This is a genomic window from Pseudomonadota bacterium, assembly GCA_016719885.1.
GTDB lineage: Bacteria > Pseudomonadota > Gammaproteobacteria.
The window spans coordinates 438,610-460,255 of sequence record JADJYF010000026.1; the positions used below are offsets into that span (position 1 = coordinate 438,610).

At 65.4% G+C, this 21,646-nt stretch carries 3 protein-coding genes; all 3 read right to left on the reverse strand.

Features of this window, described 5'->3' with window-relative positions; all coding sequences use genetic code 11:
- Nucleotides 1-28: 28 nt before the first annotated feature.
- The 3 genes from IPM80_22710 to IPM80_22720 all read right to left on the reverse strand — a co-directional run bounded on the left by IPM80_22710 (nucleotide 29) and on the right by IPM80_22720 (nucleotide 21,574).
- On the reverse strand, nucleotides 29-5,086 hold the full coding sequence (locus IPM80_22710) for an FG-GAP repeat protein (GenBank protein MBK8961158.1): 5,058 nt from the start codon (nucleotides 5,084-5,086) through the stop codon (nucleotides 29-31).
- Between the two features lie 473 nt (nucleotides 5,087-5,559).
- The gene (locus IPM80_22715) at nucleotides 5,560-13,959 is read right to left on the reverse strand and encodes a cadherin domain-containing protein (protein MBK8961159.1); all 8,400 of its coding nucleotides are present in this window, start codon (nucleotides 13,957-13,959) and stop codon (nucleotides 5,560-5,562) included.
- Nucleotides 13,907-21,574: a cadherin repeat domain-containing protein gene (locus tag IPM80_22720; GenBank protein ID MBK8961160.1), complete on the reverse strand. Its 7,668-nt coding sequence runs from the start codon at nucleotides 21,572-21,574 to the stop codon at nucleotides 13,907-13,909. The genes IPM80_22715 and IPM80_22720 overlap by 53 nt, the downstream gene beginning before the upstream one ends.
- Nucleotides 21,575-21,646 lie beyond the last annotated feature (72 nt).

Below are 21,646 nucleotides of genomic sequence, written 5' to 3' on the forward strand. Positions count from 1 at the left end.
TGGCCACTTTCAGAAGGGAGGCACTCGCTCAGGAAATAGTCTGCGCGAGATCTTGTTCGACGAGCAGGCTGCCATGCATGCCGGCATGGCTGTAGACGTTGAAGGTGAGATTGGCACTGCTGCTGGTGCTGTCGATGAACACGTTGCGCACCGTCGTCCCCGACAGGCTCCAGCCCTGCCCCGTCGACAACACCGAGTCCACGCCGTTGTCACCGGTGATCAACAGCTCGCTCTGGATGCCGTTCATGTCCAGCACGTCGCGCAAGTCCAGCTGCACCGAGTTCGTGCCAAAGCCATCCAGCTGGATCTGCTCGATGTTGGCGTAGAGGTTCTTGTTCACCAGCGCATCGAAGTTCAAGGACAGGTTGTTGGTGTCCGGCGTCAGCATGTCCACACCGCCACCGCCATTGACCCCGAACTCGTTGCCATGCACGCGGATGACGTCGTTGCCGTTGCCCGCGCTGATCCCCACATTCGCAAAGCCACCGCTGCTCAGGTGATCTACCCCCGCCGCGCCACGCAACACCTGGCTCGCCGCCGTCGCCGTGCTGTTCACCGCCGCCGTCCCCGCCTGCGCGAAGTCCGCACCGTACACCACGAACGCCGCCCCCGCCGGGTTGCCGATGGCCGTCGTCGCCGACGCCAGCGGCGCACCCACCATCACATCGTCGAAGCCGTCGCCGTTGAAGTCTCCCACCCCCGACACCGAGGTGCCGAAGTTCGTGCTCGCCACGCCGTTCAACACCACGCCCTTGCCGTGCAGGTAACCGCCGCTCTGCAGATTCACTTCGCTGCCCGACAGCGACAGGTTGTCCGTCAGGTCGACCAGGTCGACCCCGTAGGCGTCCACCGTCCGGATCATCGGCGCCACGTTGCTCGTGCCGAACAGGATATACGCCTGGTTGGCCGCCGCATTGCCGATGATGAGATCGGCCAGGCCGTCGCCATTGACGTCGCCCGCGCCCGCCACGTCGTTCACCCCCGCCGCGATGCCGAAGCCACCCACGTGGGTCGTCATGAGCGTGGTCAGATCCAGCGTCGCCGAAAAGCCCGTGCTCTTGCCGAACACCACCAGCGCCATGCCCACCCCGTCCACGCTCACCACGAAGTCATCAATGAGGTCGCCATTGAAGTCGCCCACCGCCGAGACGTGATGGCCCGCGTCCGCGTTCACCACCGCCGCGAACGGCGTGTTGATGCTGCGAAAACCATTGGCGCCGTTCAGCGCGGTGTTGAAGCCCGAGGCGTTGACGCTGCTCGACAAGGTCGCCAGATTCGCGCGCGTATCGCCCAGCACCACGTAGAACTTGCCGTCGGTGCCGGTCTTGGTCGCGCCCATCAGGAAGTCGTCGAATCCATCGTGATCGATGTCGCCGATCCCCGTCACTTCGAGGCCCGCGTTGTCGGCCGCCGCCTGGCCACGGAACGACAGCACGTTGGTGCCGTTCGCCCCGCCCAGTGCCGCCAGGCCATCCAGGCCGCTGCTGCTGTTGCCGAACACCAGGAAGGTCTCACCGGAGTCCGTGCCACGCGCGGTGTCGCGCTCGGCGTTGCCGATCAGGATGTCATCGACGCCGTCGTTGTCGACATCGCGCGCATTGCCGATCGCGAGGCCGAGGCTGCGGCCGTCGAGGCCGTCGAACACCGCGCCGTCGTCCATGCCGTCGCCGTTGACGTCATTGACGCCGCTGGTGTTGCTGCCGGCCAGCTGCGACGCCACCAGGTTGTTCAGGTTGCCGAAGCTGCCCGCGCCCGTGCCGTTGGTCCCGGTGTCGCCGTAGACCACGTAGCCGCGGCTGCTCGCGCCGCTGCCGTTCTGCTGGCTCGACAGCAGATCGGCCAACCCGTCTCCGTTGTGATCGCCACCGCCCGCCAGCATGTAGGAAAAACCGCCGTTCACCTCCGACGCGCCCGTCAGCGCCGCGCCCTGCGTGCCGTTCAACAGGTTGAGATTGAAGCCGGTGGTGCCGTTGGCGAGCGTCGCGAGGTTCGCTGACGTGTCGCCGAAGATCACGTACGCGCGCCCGCGATTGAGCGCCTGCGAGTCGGTCAGCAGCTCGGCCGCATTCGCGCCCACGATGAGATCCGCCCGACCGTCGCCGTTCACGTCGCCGGCGGCCGCGACCGAGTCGCCCGCCCCGTCAGCAAAACCCGGCGACAGGCTGCCGCGCACGCCGTTGAGCTTGAGACCCGCCGTGCCATTCAAGGTATTGACGGCAATGGTGTCCTTCACTGACGCCACGACCGCCACCAGTTCCGAGGCGGTATCACTGGTGGCACTGAACGCCGAGGTGCCAGTGCCGGCGCCGGCGGTCGTGACCTTGGCGCCGGCCGTGCCGCTGCTGGTGTCCCAGGCGCGGAACGTGATGGCATTGGCGATGGTGCCACTGAAGCCGGCATTCGGGTGGAAGTAGAGGCGCGCGCTACTGGCCGACAACAACAGCGCGCTGGTGTCCGACACCGCACCGACCGTGCTCCACGAGCCGCCGTTGTTGAGCGAGAACCACCACGTGCCGTTGCTCGCATTCGCGGCCGTCAGCGCGAGGCCCAGCGGCGTGCCATCCGCGTCGAGAACGTTGTTCACGCCACCGCCGCCGACAGGATCGACGAGGCTGGCAACCAGGGTGCCCACCGCGCCGCTCGGCGCCGCCGAGCCGGCATTGACGGAAGCCAGCGTCGGAGTCGCGCTGCTGTCCAGTAGTGGCGCATCGTTGGCATCGGTGACAGTAATGCCGAGACTCTGCTCGCTGGACACGATGCCGTCGCTGGCCATGATCTGCAGCTGGTAGACGTTGTCGGCATTACTGTCCTGCGGCGCTTCGAAATCCGGCGCGGCAACAAACCTCACCACCCCGGTGGCGGAATCGATGGTGAACAGCGACGCGTCCGCGCCGCCGCTGATCGAGTAAGTGAGGAGCTGCGATGGCAGCTCGGTGTGCAGCGCATTGGCATCAATTACCGCGTCGCTGCCATTCTCGGCGAAGCTCACGACGTCAGCCGAGCTGAAGGCAATCGCCAGGCTGGCCGGGACGACAGCCACGGCGTCACGTGCAACCGCAAGCGCGATATCGAGCGTTGCACCATCGAGTTGGTAACGGGCATAGTCACCAACGGTGCCGAGGTAATTCCAGGTATCGGTGCTGGCCACCGAGCTACCAACGTCGCCGTCTATCGCAAGGTAAGCGGAATCCGATAACGCGCGAATCGCCGCGGACGACACACGCACCGTGGTGCCGCTGCCCGAGACATCGAGCCGTTCGATACCTCCGACATTGGTAAGCGTGGTCAAATCCAGCGTGGTCAATGGCGTCGCGACACGCAAACTGTCGTTGCCGCTGCCACCACTGATCAAGGTGTCGGCGGCGTCGTATACCAGTACGTCATCGCCACCGGCTCCGAGCAAGGTGTCGGCGCCCGCCTTGCCATCGAGCATGTTGGCCGCAGCATTGCCGGTGATGATGTTGGCCATCGCATTGCCGGTGCCGCTGCCGGCGCTGCCCTCGAGTGTCAGGTTCTCGAGGTAGTTACCGAGGGTGAAGTTGATGCTCGAGCGGACCAAATCGATACCGCCGGTAGACGTTTCGGTGAGGGTGATATTCGCCGCGTCGACGAGGTAAGTGTCGTTACCCGCGCCCCCGATCAAGGCATCCACCCCGCCGCCACCGCCGTACAGGACATTGGCCGCGGCATTGCCGGTGATGATGTTGTTGCCGAGATTGCCGGCGCCGTCGATGGCCAGGGTGCCGGTGAGCGTGAGATTTTCGACGTTGGCGCCGAGGGTATAGCTAATACTCGCCTTGACCGTGTCAGTGCCGCCGCCGGCAATCTCAACGACTATATCGCCGCTGTTGTCGACTACCATGGTGTCGTTGCCGCTGCCGCCGGTCATGGTATCGGCGCCGAGGCCGCCACTCAGGGTATCGTTGCCGCCACCACTGCTCAGCACGTTGTTCAAGGCGTTGCCGGTGATGCTGTTGTTGCCGCTGTTGCCCGTACCGCTGACGGCGGAACCGACCAGGGTGAGGTTTTCCTGGTTGATGCCGAGCGTGTAATCGACCGCTGACTTGACCAGGTCGGTACCGGCATCGGCGCTCGCCACATCGATTTCGCGTGCATCATCGATGACATAGATGTCGTTGCCATTGCCACCTGCCAGTGCATCCACACCCGCGCCACCATTCAGCGTGTCATTGCCATCGCCGCCGGCAAGGACATTGGCAAGCGTGTTACCAGTGATGACGTTCGCAGTGCCATTGCCGATGCCAACCACGGCGAGGCCGGTCAAGGTCAGGTTTTCCTGGTTGGCGCCCAGGGTGTAATCGACGCTTGCGCGCACGGCGTCGGTGCCGGCATCGGCGCTCGTCACGACGATTTCGCGCGCGTCATCGATGATATAGGTGTCATTGCCGTTGCCACCCACCAGTGTGTCGAGTCCGGCGCCACCGTCGAGGGTGTCGTTACCATCGCCGCCATCGAGTAGGTTGGCGCCGCTGTTGCCGGTCAGGCTATTGGCGAGGATATTACCGGTGGCACTGATATGGGCGGCGCCCTGCAAGGTCAATCGCTCGATATTGTCGGCCAACGCGTAGGACACCGTGCTGTACACCTGGTCGGTACCCTGGCTGGCCAACTCGACGACTTCATCGAAGGCCGAGTCGACGTAGTAGGTGTCATTTCCGGCACCGCCCTGCAGGAAATCATCGCCGGCGCCGCCGTCCAGCACGTTGCCACTGCCGTTGCCGATGATGCTATTGGCAAGCGCGTTTCCGGTACCCCGCTGCGCCGTGCCCATCAGCGTGAGATTCTCGACGTTGTCCGTCAGTGAATAGCTGACCGTGCTGCGCACCAGGTCGTCACCGGCGCCCAGTTCCTCGGTGACCACGTCACCCGTACTGTCGACCACGTAGGTGTCATTGCCGCTGCCGCCCACCAGGGAGTCATTGCCCGAGCCGCCGTCGAGCAGGTCGTCACCGGTCAAGCCCATGAGGGTGTCGTTGCCGGCCAGACCATAGAGGGTGTCGTCAATGTTGCTGTCGATGTCGCCGCTCAGCGTGTTTGCAAAACCGTCGCCGTTAATTTGTGCCATCACTCATCTCGATTCGTCCGGGGTATTTCGCAGCCGCGCCGTGAGGCCGACCGGGGAAAGTGCCCTGCCAGCCATACAAAAGGTGCGGAGGTGTCGTGTCTCCGAGGTGGAGACGGGCGCGAAGAAATTACTGTGCCGCGGTGACACGTCACCGTGCGTGGTTGGCAATTACAGGCGAATTGAAAACTTGTGTTAATTAGTGTGACTTACGTCCCATTGCGGGCTTTCGGTTCGGGTGTAGCAGGCGTCGCGACATCCGCGCGTGCAGCGCGCGAGTGCGTGGGCAGGTAGCGGCAGTACGGCATCGAGCGCATTCGTGCCCGATGGGATGATCGTCTGTGCAGACGACCTGCCTTTTGGATCAGGGATCGTCTCGACGCCAGGCGCCGTCCGCCGCTACTCGTGGGCGCATTGGGCTTCGGCCGTACGAGGGCACTGAAGTCCTGTAACGATTCAGCCCCCTGTCGCTGGCATCAGGTGATGGTTTGCGTGAGCCCTTGTTCGACCAGCAGGCTGCCATGCATGCCGGCATGGCTGTAGACGTTGAAAGTGAGATTGGCGCTGCTGCTGGTGCTGTCGATGAACACGTTGCGCACCGTCGTCCCCGACAGGCTCCAGCCCTGCCCCGTCGACAGCACCGAGTCGACACCGTTGTCACCCGTGATCAACAGCTCGCTCTGGATGCCGTTCATGTCCAGCACGTCGCGCAAGTCCAGCTGCACCGAGTTCGTACCAAAGCCATCCAGCTGGATCTGCTCGATATTGGCGTAGAGGTTCTTGTTCACCAGCGCATCGAAGTTCAAGGACAGGTTGTTGGTGTCCGGCGTCAGCATGTCCACGCCGCCGCCGCCATTGACCCCGAACTCGTTGCCATGCACGCGGATGACGTCGTTGCCGTTGCCCGCGCTGATCCCGACATTCGCAAAGCCACCGCTGCTCAGGTGATCTACCCCCGCCGCGCCGCGCAACACCTGGCTCGCCGCCGTCGCCGTGCTGTTCACCGCCGCCGTCCCCGCCTGCGCGAAGTCCGCACCGTACACCACGAACGCCGCGCCCGCCGGGTTGCCAATCGCCGTCGTCGCCGACGCCAGCGGCGCGCCCACCATCACATCGTCGAAGCCGTCGCCGTTGAAGTCCCCCACCCCCGACACCGAGGTGCCGAAGTTCGTGCTCGCCACGCCGTTCAACACCACGCCCTTGCCGTGCAGGTAACCGCCGCTCTGCAGGTTCACCCCACTGCCCGACAGCGACAGGTTGTCCGTCAGGTCTACCAGGTCGACCCCGTAGGCCTCCACCGTCCGGATCATCGGCGCCACGTTGCTCGTACCGAACAGGATGTACGCCTGGTTGGCCGCCGCGTTGCCGATGATCAGATCGGCCAGGCCGTCGCCATTGACGTCGCCCGCCCCCGCCACATCGTTCACTCCCGCCGCGATACCGAAGCCGCCCACGTGGGTCGTCATGAGAGTGGTCAGATCCAGCGTCGCCGAAAAGCCCGTGCTCTTGCCGAACACCACCAGCGCCATGCCCACCCCGTCCACGCTCACCACGAAGTCATCGATGAGGTCGCCATTGAAGTCACCGACCGCCGAGACGTGATGGCCCGCGTCCGCGTTCACCACCGCCGCGAACGGCGTGTTGGTGCTGCGAAAACCATTGGCGCCGTTCAGCGCGGTGTTGAAGCCCGAGGCGTTGACGCTGCTCGACAAGCTCGCGAGGTTCGCCCGCGTATCGCCCAGCACCACGTAGAACTTGCCGTCCGTGCCGGTCTTGGTCGCGCCCATCAGGAAGTCATCGAATCCATCGTGGTCGATGTCGCCGATCCCCGTCACTTCGAGGCCCGCGTTGTCGGCCGCCGCCTGGCCACGGAACGACAGCACGTTGGTGCCGTTCGCCCCGCCCAGTGCCGCCAGGCCATCCAGGCCGCTGCTGCTGTTGCCGAACACCAGGAAGGTCTCACCCGAGTCCGTGCCACGCGCGGTATCACGCTCGGCGTTGCCGATCAGAATGTCGTCGACGCCGTCGTTGTCGACATCGCGCGCGTTGCCGATGGCGAGGCCGAGGCTGCGGCCGTCGAGGCCGTCGAACACCGCGCCGTCGTCCACGCCGTCGCCGTTGACGTCGTTGACGCCGCTGGTGTTGCTGCCGGCCAGCTGCGACGCCACCAGGTTGTTCAGGTTGCCGAAGCTCCCCGCCCCCGTGCCATTGGTCGCGGTGTCGCCGTAGATCACGTAGCCGCGGCTGTTCGCGCCGCTGCCGTTCTGCTGACTCGACAGCAGATCGGCCAGCCCGTCACCGTTGTGATCGCCGCCGCCCGCCAGCATGTAGGAAAAACCGCCGTTCACTTCCGACGCGCCCGTCAGCGCCGCGCCCTGCGTGCCGTTCAACAGGTTGAGATTGAAGCCGGTGGTGCCATTGGCGAGCGTCGCGAGGTTCGCTGACGTGTCGCCGAAGATCACATACGCGCGCCCGCGATTGAGCGCCTGCGAGTCGGTCAGCAGCTCGGCCGCATTCGCGCCGACGATGAGATCCGCCCGCCCGTCGCCGTTCACGTCGCCGGCGGCGGACACAGAGTTGCCGGCGCTGTCCGAGAAGCCTGGCGACAAGCTGCCGCGCACCCCGTTGAGCTTGAGACCCGCCGTGCCGTTCAAGGTGCTGATGACGATGGTGTCGACGACCGACGCGACCGGCGCCACTACCTCCGAGGCGGTATCACTGGCGGCACTGAACGCCGAGGTGCCAGTGCCGGCGCCGGCGGTCGTGACCTTGGCGCCGGCCGTACCGCTGCTGGTGTCCCAGGCGCGGAACGTGATGGCATTGGCAATGGTGCCGCTGAAGCCGGCATTCGGTTGGAAATAGACGCGCCCGGTACTGGCCGACAACAACAATGCACTGGTGTCCGACACCGCACCGACCGTGCTCCACGAGCCGCCATTGTTGAGCGAGAACCACCACGTGCCGTTGCTCGCGTTCACCGCTGTCAGCGCAAGACCGATGGCGGCGCTGTCCGCGTCGGTGACATTGTTGAGCCCCGCGCCGCCGCTCAGATCCACCAGGCTGGACACCGCGGTGCCCACGGCGCCGCTGGGCGTGCCGGAACCGGCATTGATGCTGGCCAAGGCGGGGCTCGCCGAGGTATCGAGCACCGGCGGATCGTTGACGTTGGTCACCGTCACGTTGATGGTCTGGGCACTCGACAGGCTGCCGTCGCTGGCCGTCACCTGCAGAACGTAGACGTTGTCGGCATTGCTATCCGTTGGCGATTCGAAGTCGGGTGCGGCGACGAAGGTGACGACCCCCGTCGATGCATTGATGGCAAACTTCGCTGCGTCCGCGCCGCCGCTGATCGAGTAGGTCAGGGGCAGCGTCGGCAGATCGGCGTCCGTCGCATTCACGTCGATGACCGTGCCGGTGCCGTTCTCGGCAAAGTTGGCGGTGGCCGACGACGTGATCACCGGCGCATTGTCATCGATACCGGTGACCGTTACGGTCACGGTTTGCACCTGGCTGCCGCTCACACCGCCATTGGCCGTCACGTCGAAAACGTAGATATTGTTGGCGTCTGCATCGAGCGGCACTTCGAAGTCCGGCGATGCCACGAAGGTCACGACACCGGTGCCGGCATCGATACTGAAGCGCGCTGCATCGGCGCCGCCCGAAATGGCATAGGTAACGGGCGTTTCGGCCGAGGCATCGACGTCGATGACCGTACCGACGCCGTTCTCGGCGAAGTTCGCCGTGGCGGCGGAACTGATGGCCGTGGTCGAGGCATCCGTGACCGTCACCGTGATGGTCTGGGTGACGAGATTGCCACCGTCGCTGACCGCGACGTCCACCACGTACACGTTGTCTGCATTGCTATCGGTCGGCGCTTCGAAATCCGGCGGCGCGACGAAGGTCAGCACGCCCGTGGCGCTGTCGATCGCGAAGCTCGCCTGGTCCACGCCGCCGCTGATGGCGTAGGTCAGGGTCTGCGCAGGCAGGTCGGCATCCGTGGCATTGACATCGACTACCGTACCAATGCCGTTCTCAGCGAAGTTGACCGTCGCCGCCGAGGTAATCAGCGGCAGGTTGTCGTTCACCGCAGTGACGGTGACCGCAATCGCTTGGTTGGTGCTGCGTGCACCGTCGCTGGCCGTGACCTGTACATCGTAGACGTTGTTGGCGCCGCTGTCGGTCGGTGCTTCGAAGTCCGGCGACGATACGAAGCTCAGCGCGCCGGTCGAAGCGTTGATGGAGAATCTGGCGGCGTCGACGCCACCGGAAATCGAATAGGTGAGCGTCGGCGCCGGCAGGTCCGCATCCGTCGCCTGCACGGTGAGGACCGTGCCGGTCACGTTCTCGGCGACGTTGACGGTAGCCGAGGAACTGAACACCGGGGCAAACTCGTTGACCTGTGCGACCGTCACCGCAATCGACTGCGCCGAAGTTCGCACGCCGTCACTGGCGGTAACCTGCAGGTTGTAGACGTTGTCTCCGCCAACGTCGCTCGGTGCTTCGAAATCCGGGACGCAAACGAACGTCACGACACCGGTCCTCGCGTTGATGGCGAACTTGGCGGCATCGGCCCCACCCGTAATGGAGAACGTCAGTGTCGCTGTCGGCAGATCCGCATCGGTGGCATTCACGTCGACCACGGTGCCGGTGCCGTTCTCGACAAAACCCACCGACGAAGCAGAGGTGAACACTGGGTTGAACTCGTTGACCGCCGTCACGGTGATCGCCAGCACCTGGGTCGATGTAAACGTGCCGTCGAACGCGGTTACCGTCAAATCGTAGACGTTGTTCGCACCCGCGTCGGCCGGCGACTCGAAATTGGGCGACAGCACGAAACTCAACGCGCCGGTGCTGCTGTTGATGCTGAACTTGGCACCGTCGCCGCCCACCGCAATGCCATAGACCAGTGTCGCGCCCGGCAGATCGGCGTCGCTCGCCTGCACGGTGAGCACCGTGCCGCTGGTGTTTTCGGCGACGCTCGCCGTCGCCGCCGAGGTGAACACCGGGCTGAACTCGTTGACCGCCGTCACCGTCACCGCGATGGCCTGGTTGACCGTGCGCGTGCCGTCGGACGCCGTCACCGTCAGATCGTAGACATTGTCCGCGCCGACGTCGGTCGGCGACTCGAAGTTGGGTGAACTGACGAAGGTCACCACGCCGGTCGTGGCATTGATCGCGAACTTGGCGGCGTCGGCCCCACCCGTGATCGAGAACGTCAAGGTCTGCGCCGGCAAGTCCGCATCCGTCGCGTTGACGTCGATGACCGTACCGGTGGCGTTCTCGGCGAAGTTGGCGGTTGCCGCCGTCGTGATCACCGGGTCATTGTCGTTGACCGCCGTCACCGTGATGGCCAGCGCCTGGTTGGTCGAACGCGTGCCGTCACTCGCGGTGACCTGCACGTTGTAGATATTGTTCGCGCCACTGTCGGTTGGCGCTTCGAAGTTCGGTGACGACACAAACGTCAAGGCGCCCGTGGCGCTATCGATGGCGAACTTCGCCGCATCCACGCCGCCCGAGATCGAATAGGTCAGGGCACCGGCCGGCAGATCGGCGTCGGTCGCCTGCACCGTGACAACCGTGCCCGCCCCGTTCTCGGCGAAGTTGGCGCTCGCCGCCGAGGTGAACACCGGGCTGAACTCGTTGACCGCCGTCACCGTCACCGCGATCGCCTGGTTCACCGTGCGCGTGCCGTCGCTCGCCGTCACCGTCAGATCGTAGACATTGTCCGCGCCGACGTCGGTCGGCGCTTCGAAGTTCGGTGAGCTGACGAAGGTCACCACACCGGTCGTGGCGTTGATCGCGAACTTGGCCGCGTCGGCGCCGCCCGTGATCGAGAACGTCAGCGTCTGCGCCGGAAGATCGGCATCCGTCGCATTGACGTCGATGACCGTACCGGTCGCGTTCTCGGCGAAGTTCACCGTCGCCGCCGTCGTGATCACCGGGTCATTGTCGTTGAGCGCCGTGACGGTGATGGCGATATTCTGCGAGGTCGTGCCCGAAGACGCCGTGGCCGCCGTCACCTGCACGTCATAGACATTGTTGGCGCCGACATCGGTCGGCGTCTCGAAGTCCGGCGCGGCAACAAAGGTCAGCACGCCAGTCGCCGCATCGATGGCGAACTTCGCCGCATCGGCGCCGCCGCTGATCGAATACGTGATCACCCCTTCCGAGGCCGCATCCACGTCCAGCACCGTGCCCGCGCCGTTCTCCGCAAAGTTCGCCGTCGCCGCCGACGAGATCACCGTCGGTCCGATATCCGTGACCGTGATGGCAATGCCCTGGTTCGTGCTGTTGACGCCGTCACTCGCCGTCACCTGCACGTTGTAGACGTTGTTCGCGCCCGCGTCGGTCGGCGCCTCGAAGTCCGGCGCCGTCACGAAGGTCAGCGCGCCGGTCGCACTGTCAATCGCGAACAACGCCGCATCGGCCCCGCCCGAGATCGAGAACGTCAGCGTGTCGCCCGGCAGATCGGCGTCCGTGGCATTGACGTCAATCACCGTGCCCGTGCCGTTCTCGGCGAAGCTCGCCGTGGTCGACGAGGTGAACAGCGGGCTGTTGTCATTGACCGCCGTGACCGTGATGGCCACCGCCTGGTTGACACTGTTGGTGCCGTCGCTCGCCGTCACCTGCACGTTGTAGACGTTGTTCGCGCCGCTGTCGGTCGGCGCCTCGAAGTTCGGCGAGGTGACAAACGTCAAGGCGCCGGTCGTCGCGTTGATGGCGAACTTCGCCGCGTCCACGCCGCCCGTGATCGAGTAGCTCAGCGTCTGGCCCGGCAGATCTGCGTCGCTCGCCTGCACCGTCAGCACCGTGCCCGTCGCGTTCTCCGCGAAGTTGGCCGTCGCCGACGAGGTCATCACCGGCGTGTTGTCGTTGACCGCCGTCACCGTCACCGCGATGGCCTGCGCCACCGACAGCGTGCCGTCGCTCGCCGTCACCTGCAGATCGTAGACGTTGTTCGCGCCCGCGTCGGTCGGCGACTCGAAGTCCGGTGAGCTGACAAACGTCACCACGCCGGTCGTCGCGTTGATGGCGAACAGCGCCGCATCGGCGCCGCCCGTGATGGAGAACGTCAAGGTCTGCGCCGGCAAGTCCGCGTCCGTCGCATTGACGTCGATGACCGTGCCGCTCCCGTTCTCGGCGAAGTTCGCCGTCGCCGCCGTCGTGATCACCGGCGTCGCGTCGTTGACCCCCGTCACCGTCACCGCGAGCGCCTGGTTGGTGCTGTTGGTGCCGTCGCTGGCCGTCACCTGCACGTTGTAGACGTTGTTCGCACCGCTGTCGGTCGGTGCTTCGAAGTTTGGAGAGGAGACAAACGTCAGCGCGCCGGTCGTCGCGTTGATCGCGAACTTGGCGGCGTCGACGCCACCCGAGATTGAATAGCTCAAGGTCGGTGTCGGCAAGTCCGCGTCGGTCGCCTGCACCGTCACAACCGTGCCCGCCCCGTTCTCGGCAAAGTTGGCGCTCGCCGCCGAGGTGAACACCGGGCTGAACTCGTTGACCGCCGTCACCGTCACCGCGATGGCCTGGTTGACCGTGCGCGTGCCGTCGCTCGCCGTCACCGTCAGATCGTAGACATTGTTGGCGCCGACATCCGTCGGCGACTCGAAGTTCGGTGAACTGACGAAGGTCACCACGCCGGTCGTGGCGTTGATCGCGAACTTCGCCGCGTCGGCGCCGCCGGTGATGGAGAACGTCAAGGTCTGCGCCGGTAAGTCGGCATCCGTCGCATTGACGTCGATGACCGTACCGGTCGCGTTCTCGGCGAAGTTCGCCGCCGCCGCCGTCGTGATCACCGGATCGTTGTCATTGACCGCCGTCACCGTGATGGCCAACGCCTGGTTGGTCGAACGCGTGCCGTCACTCGCGGTGACCTGCACGTTGTAGATGTTGTTCGCGCCACTGTCGGTCGGCGCTTCGAAGTTCGGTGCCGACACGAAGGTCAAGGCGCCGGTCGCGCTATCGATGGCGAACTTCGCCGCATCCACGCCGCCCGAGATCGAATAGGTCAAGGTTGCGGCGGGCAAGTCCGCGTCCGTCGCCTGCACCGTGACAATCGTGCCCGTGCCATTCTCGGCAAAGTTGGCGCTCGCCGCCGAGGTGAACACCGGGCTGAACTCGTTGACCGCCGTCACCGTCACCGCGATGGCCTGGTTGACCGTGCGCGTGCCGTCGGACGCCGTCACCGTCAGATCGTAGACATTGTCCGCACCGACGTCGGTCGGCAACTCGAAGTTCGGCGACGATACAAAGGTCACCACGCCGGTCGTGGCGTTGATCGCGAACCTGGGCGCGCCGGGCCGCCCTACCCCGGGGAACGTCAAGGTCTGCGCCGGCAGATCGGCATCGGTCGCGTTGACGTCGATGACCGTACCGGTCGCGTTCTCGGCGAAGTTCACCGTCGTCGCCGTCGTGATCACCGGATCGTTGTCGTTGACCGCCGTCACCGTCACGGCCAGGCTCTGCACCGCGGTACCGGACGAGGCGGTACTCGCCGGCCCCCCCCCCCCCAGGCCCGGCGGGCCCGGCCCGGTGGGGGGGGGGTCGGTCGGTGTCTCGAAGTCCGGCGCCGCGACAAACGTCAACACGCCGGTGGTGCTGTTGATGGCGAACTTCGCCGCATCGGCACCGCCGCTGATCGAATAGGTCACCGTGCCCCGGAGGGGGGGCGGCCCGGGGGGGGGGCCGCTGGCGTTCTCGGCGAAATTCGCGGTCGCCGCCGAAGTGATCACGGTCGGACCGACATCGCTTACCGTCACCGCAATGTTTTGAACCGTATTGTTGGTGCCGTCGCTCGCGGTCACCTGCAGGTCGTAGACGTTGTTACCGCCCGCATCGGTCGGCGCCTCGAAGTCCGGCGCGGCGACAAAGGTCACGACACCGGTCGCCGAATTGATGGCGAACTTGGCCGCATCGGCCCCGCCCGCAGATCGAGAACGTCAAGGTGTCGCCCGGCAGATCGGCGTCCGTGGCGTTCACATCGATGACGGTGCCCGTGCCGTTCTCGGCGAAGCTCGCCGTGGTCGACGAAGTGAACAGCGGGCTGTTGTCGTTGACCGCCGTGACCGTGATGGCCACCGCCTGGTTGACACTGTTGGCGCCGTCGCTGGCCGTCACCTGCACGTTGTAGACGTTGTTCGCGCCGCTGTCCGTCGGCGCCTCGAAGTTCGGCGAGGTGACAAACGTCAAGGCGCCGGTCGTCGCGTTGATGGCGAACTTCGCCGCGTCCACGCCGCCCGTGATCGAATAGCTCAGCGTCTGGCCCGGCAGATCTGCATCGCTCGCCTGCACCGTCAGCACCGTGCCCGTCGCGTTCTCCGCGAAGTTGGCCGTCGCCGACGAGGTCATCACCGGCGTGTTGTCGTTGACCGCCGTCACCGTCACCGCGATGCTCTGCGCCACCGACAGCGTGCCGTCGCTCGCCGTCACCTGCAGATCGTAGACGTTGTTCGCGCCCGCGTCGGTCGGCGATTCGAAGTCCGGTGAGCTGACAAACGTCACCACGCCGGTCGTCGCGTTGATGGCGAACAGCGCCGCATCGGCGCCGCCCGTGATGGAGAACGTCAAGGTCTGCGCCGGCAAGTCCGCGTCCGTCGCGTTGACGTCGATGACCGTGCCGCTCCCGTTCTCGGCAAAGTTCACCGCCGCCGCCGTCGTGATCACCGGCGTCGCGTCGTTGACACCCGTCACCGTCACCGCGACCGCCTGGTTGGTCGACCGCGTGCCGTCGCTCGCCGTCACCTGCACGTCGTAGACGTTGTTCGCACCGCTGTCGGTCGGCGCTTCGAAGTTCGGTGCAGACACGAAGCTCAAAGCGCCCGTGCTGCTGTTGATCGCGAACTTGGCGGCGTCGACGCCGCCCGAGATCGAATAGGTCAGGGTCGGCGTCGGCAAGTCCGCATCGGTCGCCTGCACCGTGACGATGGTGCCGGTGCCGTTCTCGGCGAAGTTGGCGGTCGCCGCCGAGGTGAACACCGGGCTGAACTCGTTGACCGCCGTCACCGTCACCGCGATCGCCTGGTTGACCGTGCGCGTGCCGTCGGACGCCGTCACCGTCAGATCGTAGACATTGTCCGCGCCCACATCCGTCGGCGACTCGAAGTTCGGTGACGAAACGAAGGTCACCACGCCGGTCGTGGCGTTGATCGCGAACTTCGCCGCGTCGGCGCCGCCGGTGATGGAGAACGTCAAGGTCTGCGCCGGCAAGTCCGCGTCCGTCGCGTTGACGTCGATGACCGTGCCGGTCGCGTTCTCGGCGAAGTTCGCCGTCGCCGCCGTCGTGATCACCGGATCGTTGTCATTGACCGCCGTGACCGTGATGGCCAACGCCTGGTTGGTCGAACGCGTGCCGTCACTCGCGGTGACCTGCACGTTGTAGATGTTGTTCGCGCCACTGTCGGTCGGCGCTTCGAAGTTCGGTGCCGAGACAAAGGTCAAGGCGCCGGTCGCGCTGTCGATGGCGAACTTGGCCGCGTCCACGCCGCCCGAGATCGAATAGGTCAAGGTTGCGGTAGGCAAGTCGGCGTCGGTCGCCTGCACCGTGACAATCGTACCCGTGCCGTTCTCGGCAAAGTTGGCGCTCGCCGCCGAGGTGAACACCGGGCTGAACTCGTTGACCGCCGTCACCGTCACCGCGATCGCCTGGTTGACCGTGCGCGTGCCGTCGCTCGCCGTCACTTGCACGTCGTAGACGTTGTCCGCACCGACGTCGGTCGGCGACTCGAAGTTCGGCGACGATACAAAGGTCACCACGCCGGTCGTGGCGTTGATCGCGAACTTAGCCGAGTCGGCGCCACCCGTGATCGAGAACGTCAGCGTCTGCGCCGGCAGATCGGCATCGGTCGCATTGACGTCGATGACCGTACCGGTCGCGTTCTCGGCGAAGTTCGCCGTCGCCGCCGTCGTGATCACCGGGTCATTGTCATTGACCGCCGTCACCGTCACGGCCAGGCTCTGCACCGCGGTACCGGACGAGGCGGTACTCGCCGTCACCTGCACGTCATAGACATTGTTGGCGCCGGCATCGGTCGGCGTCTCGAAGTCCGGCGCGGCGACAAAGGTCAGCACGCCGCTGGCCGCGTCAATGGCGAACTTCGCCGCATCGGCGCCGCCGCTGATCGAATACGTGATCACCCCTTCCGAGGCCGCATCCACGTCCAGCACCGTGCCCGTGCCGTTCTCCGCAAAGTTCGCCGTCGCCGCCGACGAGATCACCGTCGGCCCGATATCCGTGACCGTGATGGCGATGGCCTGGTTCGTGCTGTTGACGCCGTCACTCGCCGTCACCTGCACGTTGTAGACGTTGTTCGCACCCGCGTCGGTCGGCGCCTCGAAGTCCGGCGCCGTCACGAACGTCAGCGCGCCCGTCGCACTGTCAATCGCGAACAATGCCGCGTCGGCGCCGCCACTGATCGAGAACGTCAGTGTATCGCCCGGCAGATCGGCATCCGTGGCGTTCACATCGATGACGGTACCCGTGCCGTTCTCGGCAAAGCTCGCCGTGGTCGACGAGGTGAACAGCGGGCTGTTGTCGTTGACCGCCGTGACCGTGATGGCCACCGCCTGGTTGACACTGTTGGCGCCGTCGCTGGCCGTCACCTGCACGTTGTAGACGTTGTTCGCGCCGCTGTCGGTCGGCGCCTCGAAGTTCGGCGAGGTGACAAACGTCAAGGCGCCGGTCGTCGCGTTGATCGCGAACTTCGCCGCGTCCACGCCGCCCGTGATCGAATAGCTCAAGGTCTGTGCCGGCAAGTCGGCATCGCTCGCCTGCACCGTCAGCACCGTGCCCGTCGCGTTCTCCGCGAAGTTCGCCGTCGCCGACGAGGTCATCACCGGCGTGTTGTCGTTGACCCCCGTCACCGTCACCGCGATGCTCTGCGCCACCGACAAAGTGCCGTCACTCGCCGTCACCTGCAGATCGTAGACGTTGTTCGCGCCCGCGTCGGTCGGCGACTCGAAGTCCGGTGAGCTGATGAACGTCACCACGCCGGTCGTCGCGTTGATGGCGAACAGCGCCGCATCGGCGCCGCCCGTGATGGAGAACGTCAAGGTCTGCGCCGGCAAGTCCGCGTCCGTCGCGTTGACGTCGATGACCGTGCCGCTCCCGTTCTCCGCAAAGTTCACCGCCGCCGCCGTCGTGATCACCGGCGTCGCGTCGTTGACACCCGTCACCGTCACCGCGATCGCCTGGTTGGTGCTGTTGGTGCCGTCGCTCGCCGTCACCTGCACGTTGTAGACGTTGTTCAAGCCGCTGTCGGTCGGCGCTTCGAAGTTCGGCGAACTCACAAACGTCAGCGCGCCGGTCGTCGCGTTGATCGCGAACTTCGCCGCGTCGACGCCGCCCGAGATTGAATAGGTCAAGGTCGCCGTCGGCAAGTCAGCATCGGTCGCCTGCACCGTGACGATGGTGCCGGCGCCGTTCTCGGCGAAGTTGGCGGTCGCCGCCGAAGTGAACACCGGGCTGAACTCGTTGACCGCCGTCACCGTCACCGCGATCGCTTGGTTGACCGTGCGCGTGCCATCGGACGCCGTCACCGTGAGGTCGTAGACATTGTCCGCGCCGACATCCGTCGGCGACTCGAAGTTGGGAGAGGCGATAAACGTGACGACACCAGTCGTCGCGTTGATCGCGAACTTGGCCGCGTCCGCCCCACCCGTGATCGAGAACGTCAAGGTCTGCGCCGGCAGGTCTGCATCCGTCGCATTGACATCGATGACCGTGCCGGTGGCGTTCTCGGCGAAGTTCACCGCCGCCGCCGTCGTGATCACCGGATCGTTGTCATTGACCGCCGTCACCGTGATGGCAAGCGCCTGGTTGGTGCTGCTGCTGCCGTCACTGGCCGTGACCTGCACGTTGTACACGTTGTTCGCGCCGCTGTCGGTCGGTGCTTCGAAGTTCGGTGCCGAGACAAAGGTCAAGGCGCCCGTGGCGCTGTCGATGGCGAACTTGGCCGAGTCCACGCCGCCCGAGATTGAATAGGTCAAGGTTGCGGTAGGCAGATCGGCGTCAGTCGCCTGCACCGTGACGATGGTACCTGTGCCGTTCTCGGAAAAGTTGGCGCTCGCCGCCGAGGTGAACACCGGGCTGAACTCGTTGACCGCCGTCACCGTCACCGCGATCGCTTGGTTGACCGTACGCGTGCCGTCGGACGCCGTCACCGTCAGATCGTAGACATTGTCCGCGCCGACGTCGGTCGGCAACTCGAAGTTCGGCGACGATACAAAGGTCACCACGCCGGTCGTGGCGTTGACCGCGAACCTGGCGGCGTCGGCCCCACCCGTGATCGAGAACGTCAAGGTCTGCGCCGGCAAGTCCGCATCCGTCGCGTTGACGTCGATGACCGTGCCGGTCGCGTTCTCGGCGAAGCTCGCCGTCGTCGCCGTCGTGATCACCGGATCGTTGTCATTGGCCGCCGTCACCGTGATCGCGATGTTCTGCGCGACCGTACCGGCCGACAGGGTGCTGGCAGTGACCTGCACGTCATAGACGTTATTGGCACCGGCGTCGGCGGGCGCTTCGAAATCCGGCGGCGCGACGAACGTGAGCACGCCGGTCGCGGCATCGATTGCGAAAAGGGCCGCGTCCGCGCCGCCACTGATGGAATAGGTGATGGCCTCTTCCGACGCGGCGGCGACGTCGAGCACGGTGCCGGTACCGGCTTCGGCGAAGTTGGCCGCTGCCGGAGAAATGACCACCGTCGGGCCGACATCGGCAACGGTGACCGCGATGGCTTGGTTGACAGTGCTGGTGCCGTCACTGGCCGTGACCTGCACGTTGTAGACATTGTTCGCGCCGCTGTCGGCCGGCGCTTCGAAGTCCGGCGGCGTCACGAACGTCAACACGCCCGTGGCGCTGTCTATCGCGAAGAACGCCGCATCCACACCGCCGCTGATCGAAAACGTCAGCGTGTCGGCCGGGACGTCGGCGTCCGTCGCGCTGACGTCCAGCACCGTGCCCAGGCCGTTCTCGGTGAACACCACGTTGTTAGCTGAGGTGATCACCGGCGCGTTGTCATTGACGCCGGTCACCGTCACCGCGATGGACTGATTGGTGGTGCGCGTACCGTCGCTGGCGGTGACCTGCACGTCATACACATTGTTGGCGCCCGCGTCGGTCGGCGCTTCGGCATTGGGTGAACTGACGAAGCTGAGCGCACCGCTCGTGGCATTAATGGCGAAGCGCGCGGCATCTGCGCCGCCGGAAATCGAATAGCTCAAGGTCTGGGCTGGCAGGTCCGCATCGCTCGCCTGCACCGTCAGGATGGTGCCGACGGCGTTCTCGGCAAAGTTGGCGGTGCCCGCAGAGACGAATACCGGATTTGCGTCGTTGACGCCGGTCACCGTCACCGCGATGTTTTGCGCCACCGACAAGGTGCCGTCACTTGCCGTCACCTGCAAGTCGTAAACGTTGTTGCCACCGGCATCGGTCGGCGTTTCAAAATCAGGGGCCGCGATGAAGGTGACGACGCCGGTCGCGGCATTGATCGCGAACTGCGCAGCGTCGGCGCCACCAGTGATGGAGAACGTCAGGGCCTGGGCCGGCAGATCGGCATCCGTCGCGTTGACATCGACGACCGTGCCCGTGCCGTTCTCGGCGAAATTGACGGCCGCGACACTGGTGATGACGGGCGCGTTGTCGTTCTCGCCGGTCACGGTGACGCTGAGAGTCTGGGTGGCCAAGCCGCCGTTGCCATCGTTGGCGCGCACCTGCACCACGTAGACGTTATCGCCGTTGCTATCGGTGGGCGCTTCGAAGTTGGGCGCAGCCACGAAGCTCAAGGCGCCACTGTTGGCGTCGACGGTGAAACGCGCCGCGTCGGCGCCACCCACGATCGCGAAAGTCGGTACGTCGCCGTCGATGTCGCTGGCCGTGACGGTGGTCACCACCGTCTGGTTTTCCACAGCGGTCGCCGACGCGGAAGAAGTGATCAGCGGCGCATCGTTACCGTCCGCGACGGTGACAGTGACACTTTGCAGGGCCGCATTGGTGCCGTCGCTGACCTGTACGTCGACGTTGTAGACATTGTCCGCGCCGCTGTCGGCCGGCGATTCGAAGTCCGGCGCGGCGACAAAGCGCAGCACACCAGTGCTGGCATTGATCGCGAACAGCCCTTGGTCGGCGCCACCGACCAGCGAATAGACCAGGGGCGGCCCACCGGCGTCGGCGTCAGTGGCCACCACGGCGCCGACCGTCGTGCCGTTCTCCACCACGTTGAAGTTGGCATTGGAGGTAATTTGCGGCGCGAAATCGTTGATGCCATTCACGGCCACGGTGACCGTCGCCGTGCGCGTCACCACGCTGTCGGTGACCGACACTTCGACCGTCAGCGAAGCCACCGCCTCGCGATCGAGTTGCGCCGCATCGGCCACGCTGAGTTCACCGGTCGCGGCATCTATCTGGAACGCCGACGCGCCACTGCCACCGGTGATGCTGTAGGTCAGGGTCTGGCCCGCGTCGACATCGCTGGCCTGGACGGTACCGACCACGGTGCCATTGGCGCTGTTCTCGGTAACCGCCAAGGCCTGGTTGGCGATAAGCGGCGCATCGTTGACATCGAGCAGCGAGACCTCGATGTCACGCTCGACGACGTGGCCGTGGCCATCGTCGACAGCCACCGTCAGGGTGTAGCTTGGGCGTATTTCGAAATCGAGCACGGACGCATCAGCCACGGTGATTTCACCGGTGTCGGCGTTGATGGCGAACGCGCCATCGACGTTGCCGCCGATCAAGCTGTATTGCAAGGCGTCGCCATCGGCATCGGTGGCGGCTCCGATATCCAGGGTCGTGCCTTCGGCCGCGTCTTCGGCGATCTCAAGTGGCGAACGCGGGGTAAAGTCAGGCGACTGATTCGGCTCGAGCACAGGGTCGGCAGAGCGCGACGCCACGACGGCTGTCAACAATGGGTCATCACCCGTCAGCGTCGAACCCCCGCCCTCCTGCGCTTCATCGAGCGTCAGCTTGTAGGGCGCGAGTGGCTCAGGCAGTCCGACTTGCAGTGCGGCAGGCGTGATGGGCTCGAGCTCGGGCGGACCGCCCGCAAGCGTCGCGTCGAAACCGTCGACTTCGGGAAAAACCGCTCGAAGCGCTTCCAGCCTCTGTTCGTAGCCGGGCAGCATGAACTGCTCGGACAGGCTGAAGCCCTCGGGTAGATGAACGCCAGCGAGCGGCAGCACTTCAAACGAACTGGATACCGCCTCGGCACCGCGCCCGTCGCTGACATGCAGGCCCTGCTCGTCCTGGTAAACCAGCGCGCTCGGCGCGGGTTCGCTTGCTGCCTGTGCGGGCGAGGGGAAGAACCCTTGTACGGCAACCTCGCCACCGTCGATGCGCAGCACCAGGTCCTGGCCCTGCTGCACGACACCCACGGCGGCCTTCTGATCCGGAGAGACGATGACTGTTTCGCCGGGCTGCACCTTGACGGTGTCGCCTGGTTTGACCACCACCGTGCGCGGCGTGCCGTCTACTCCGATGATTTTCAGCAACACTTCCATCGAGTTCTCCGTGCCACGCCGTTCAGGCGCCGCCTCTCTCCACTGCGCTGACCACCACCCCACTCCACCATG

Bases quoted from the DNA above. Each gene is read 5' to 3' on its own strand.
- IPM80_22710 (MBK8961158.1), bottom strand. From the start codon at position 5,086: ATGGCACAAATTAACGGCGACGGTTTTGCAAACACGCTGAGCGGCGAC.
- IPM80_22720 (MBK8961160.1), bottom strand. From the start codon at position 21,574: ATGGAAGTGTTGCTGAAAATCATCGGAGTAGACGGCACGCCGCGCACG.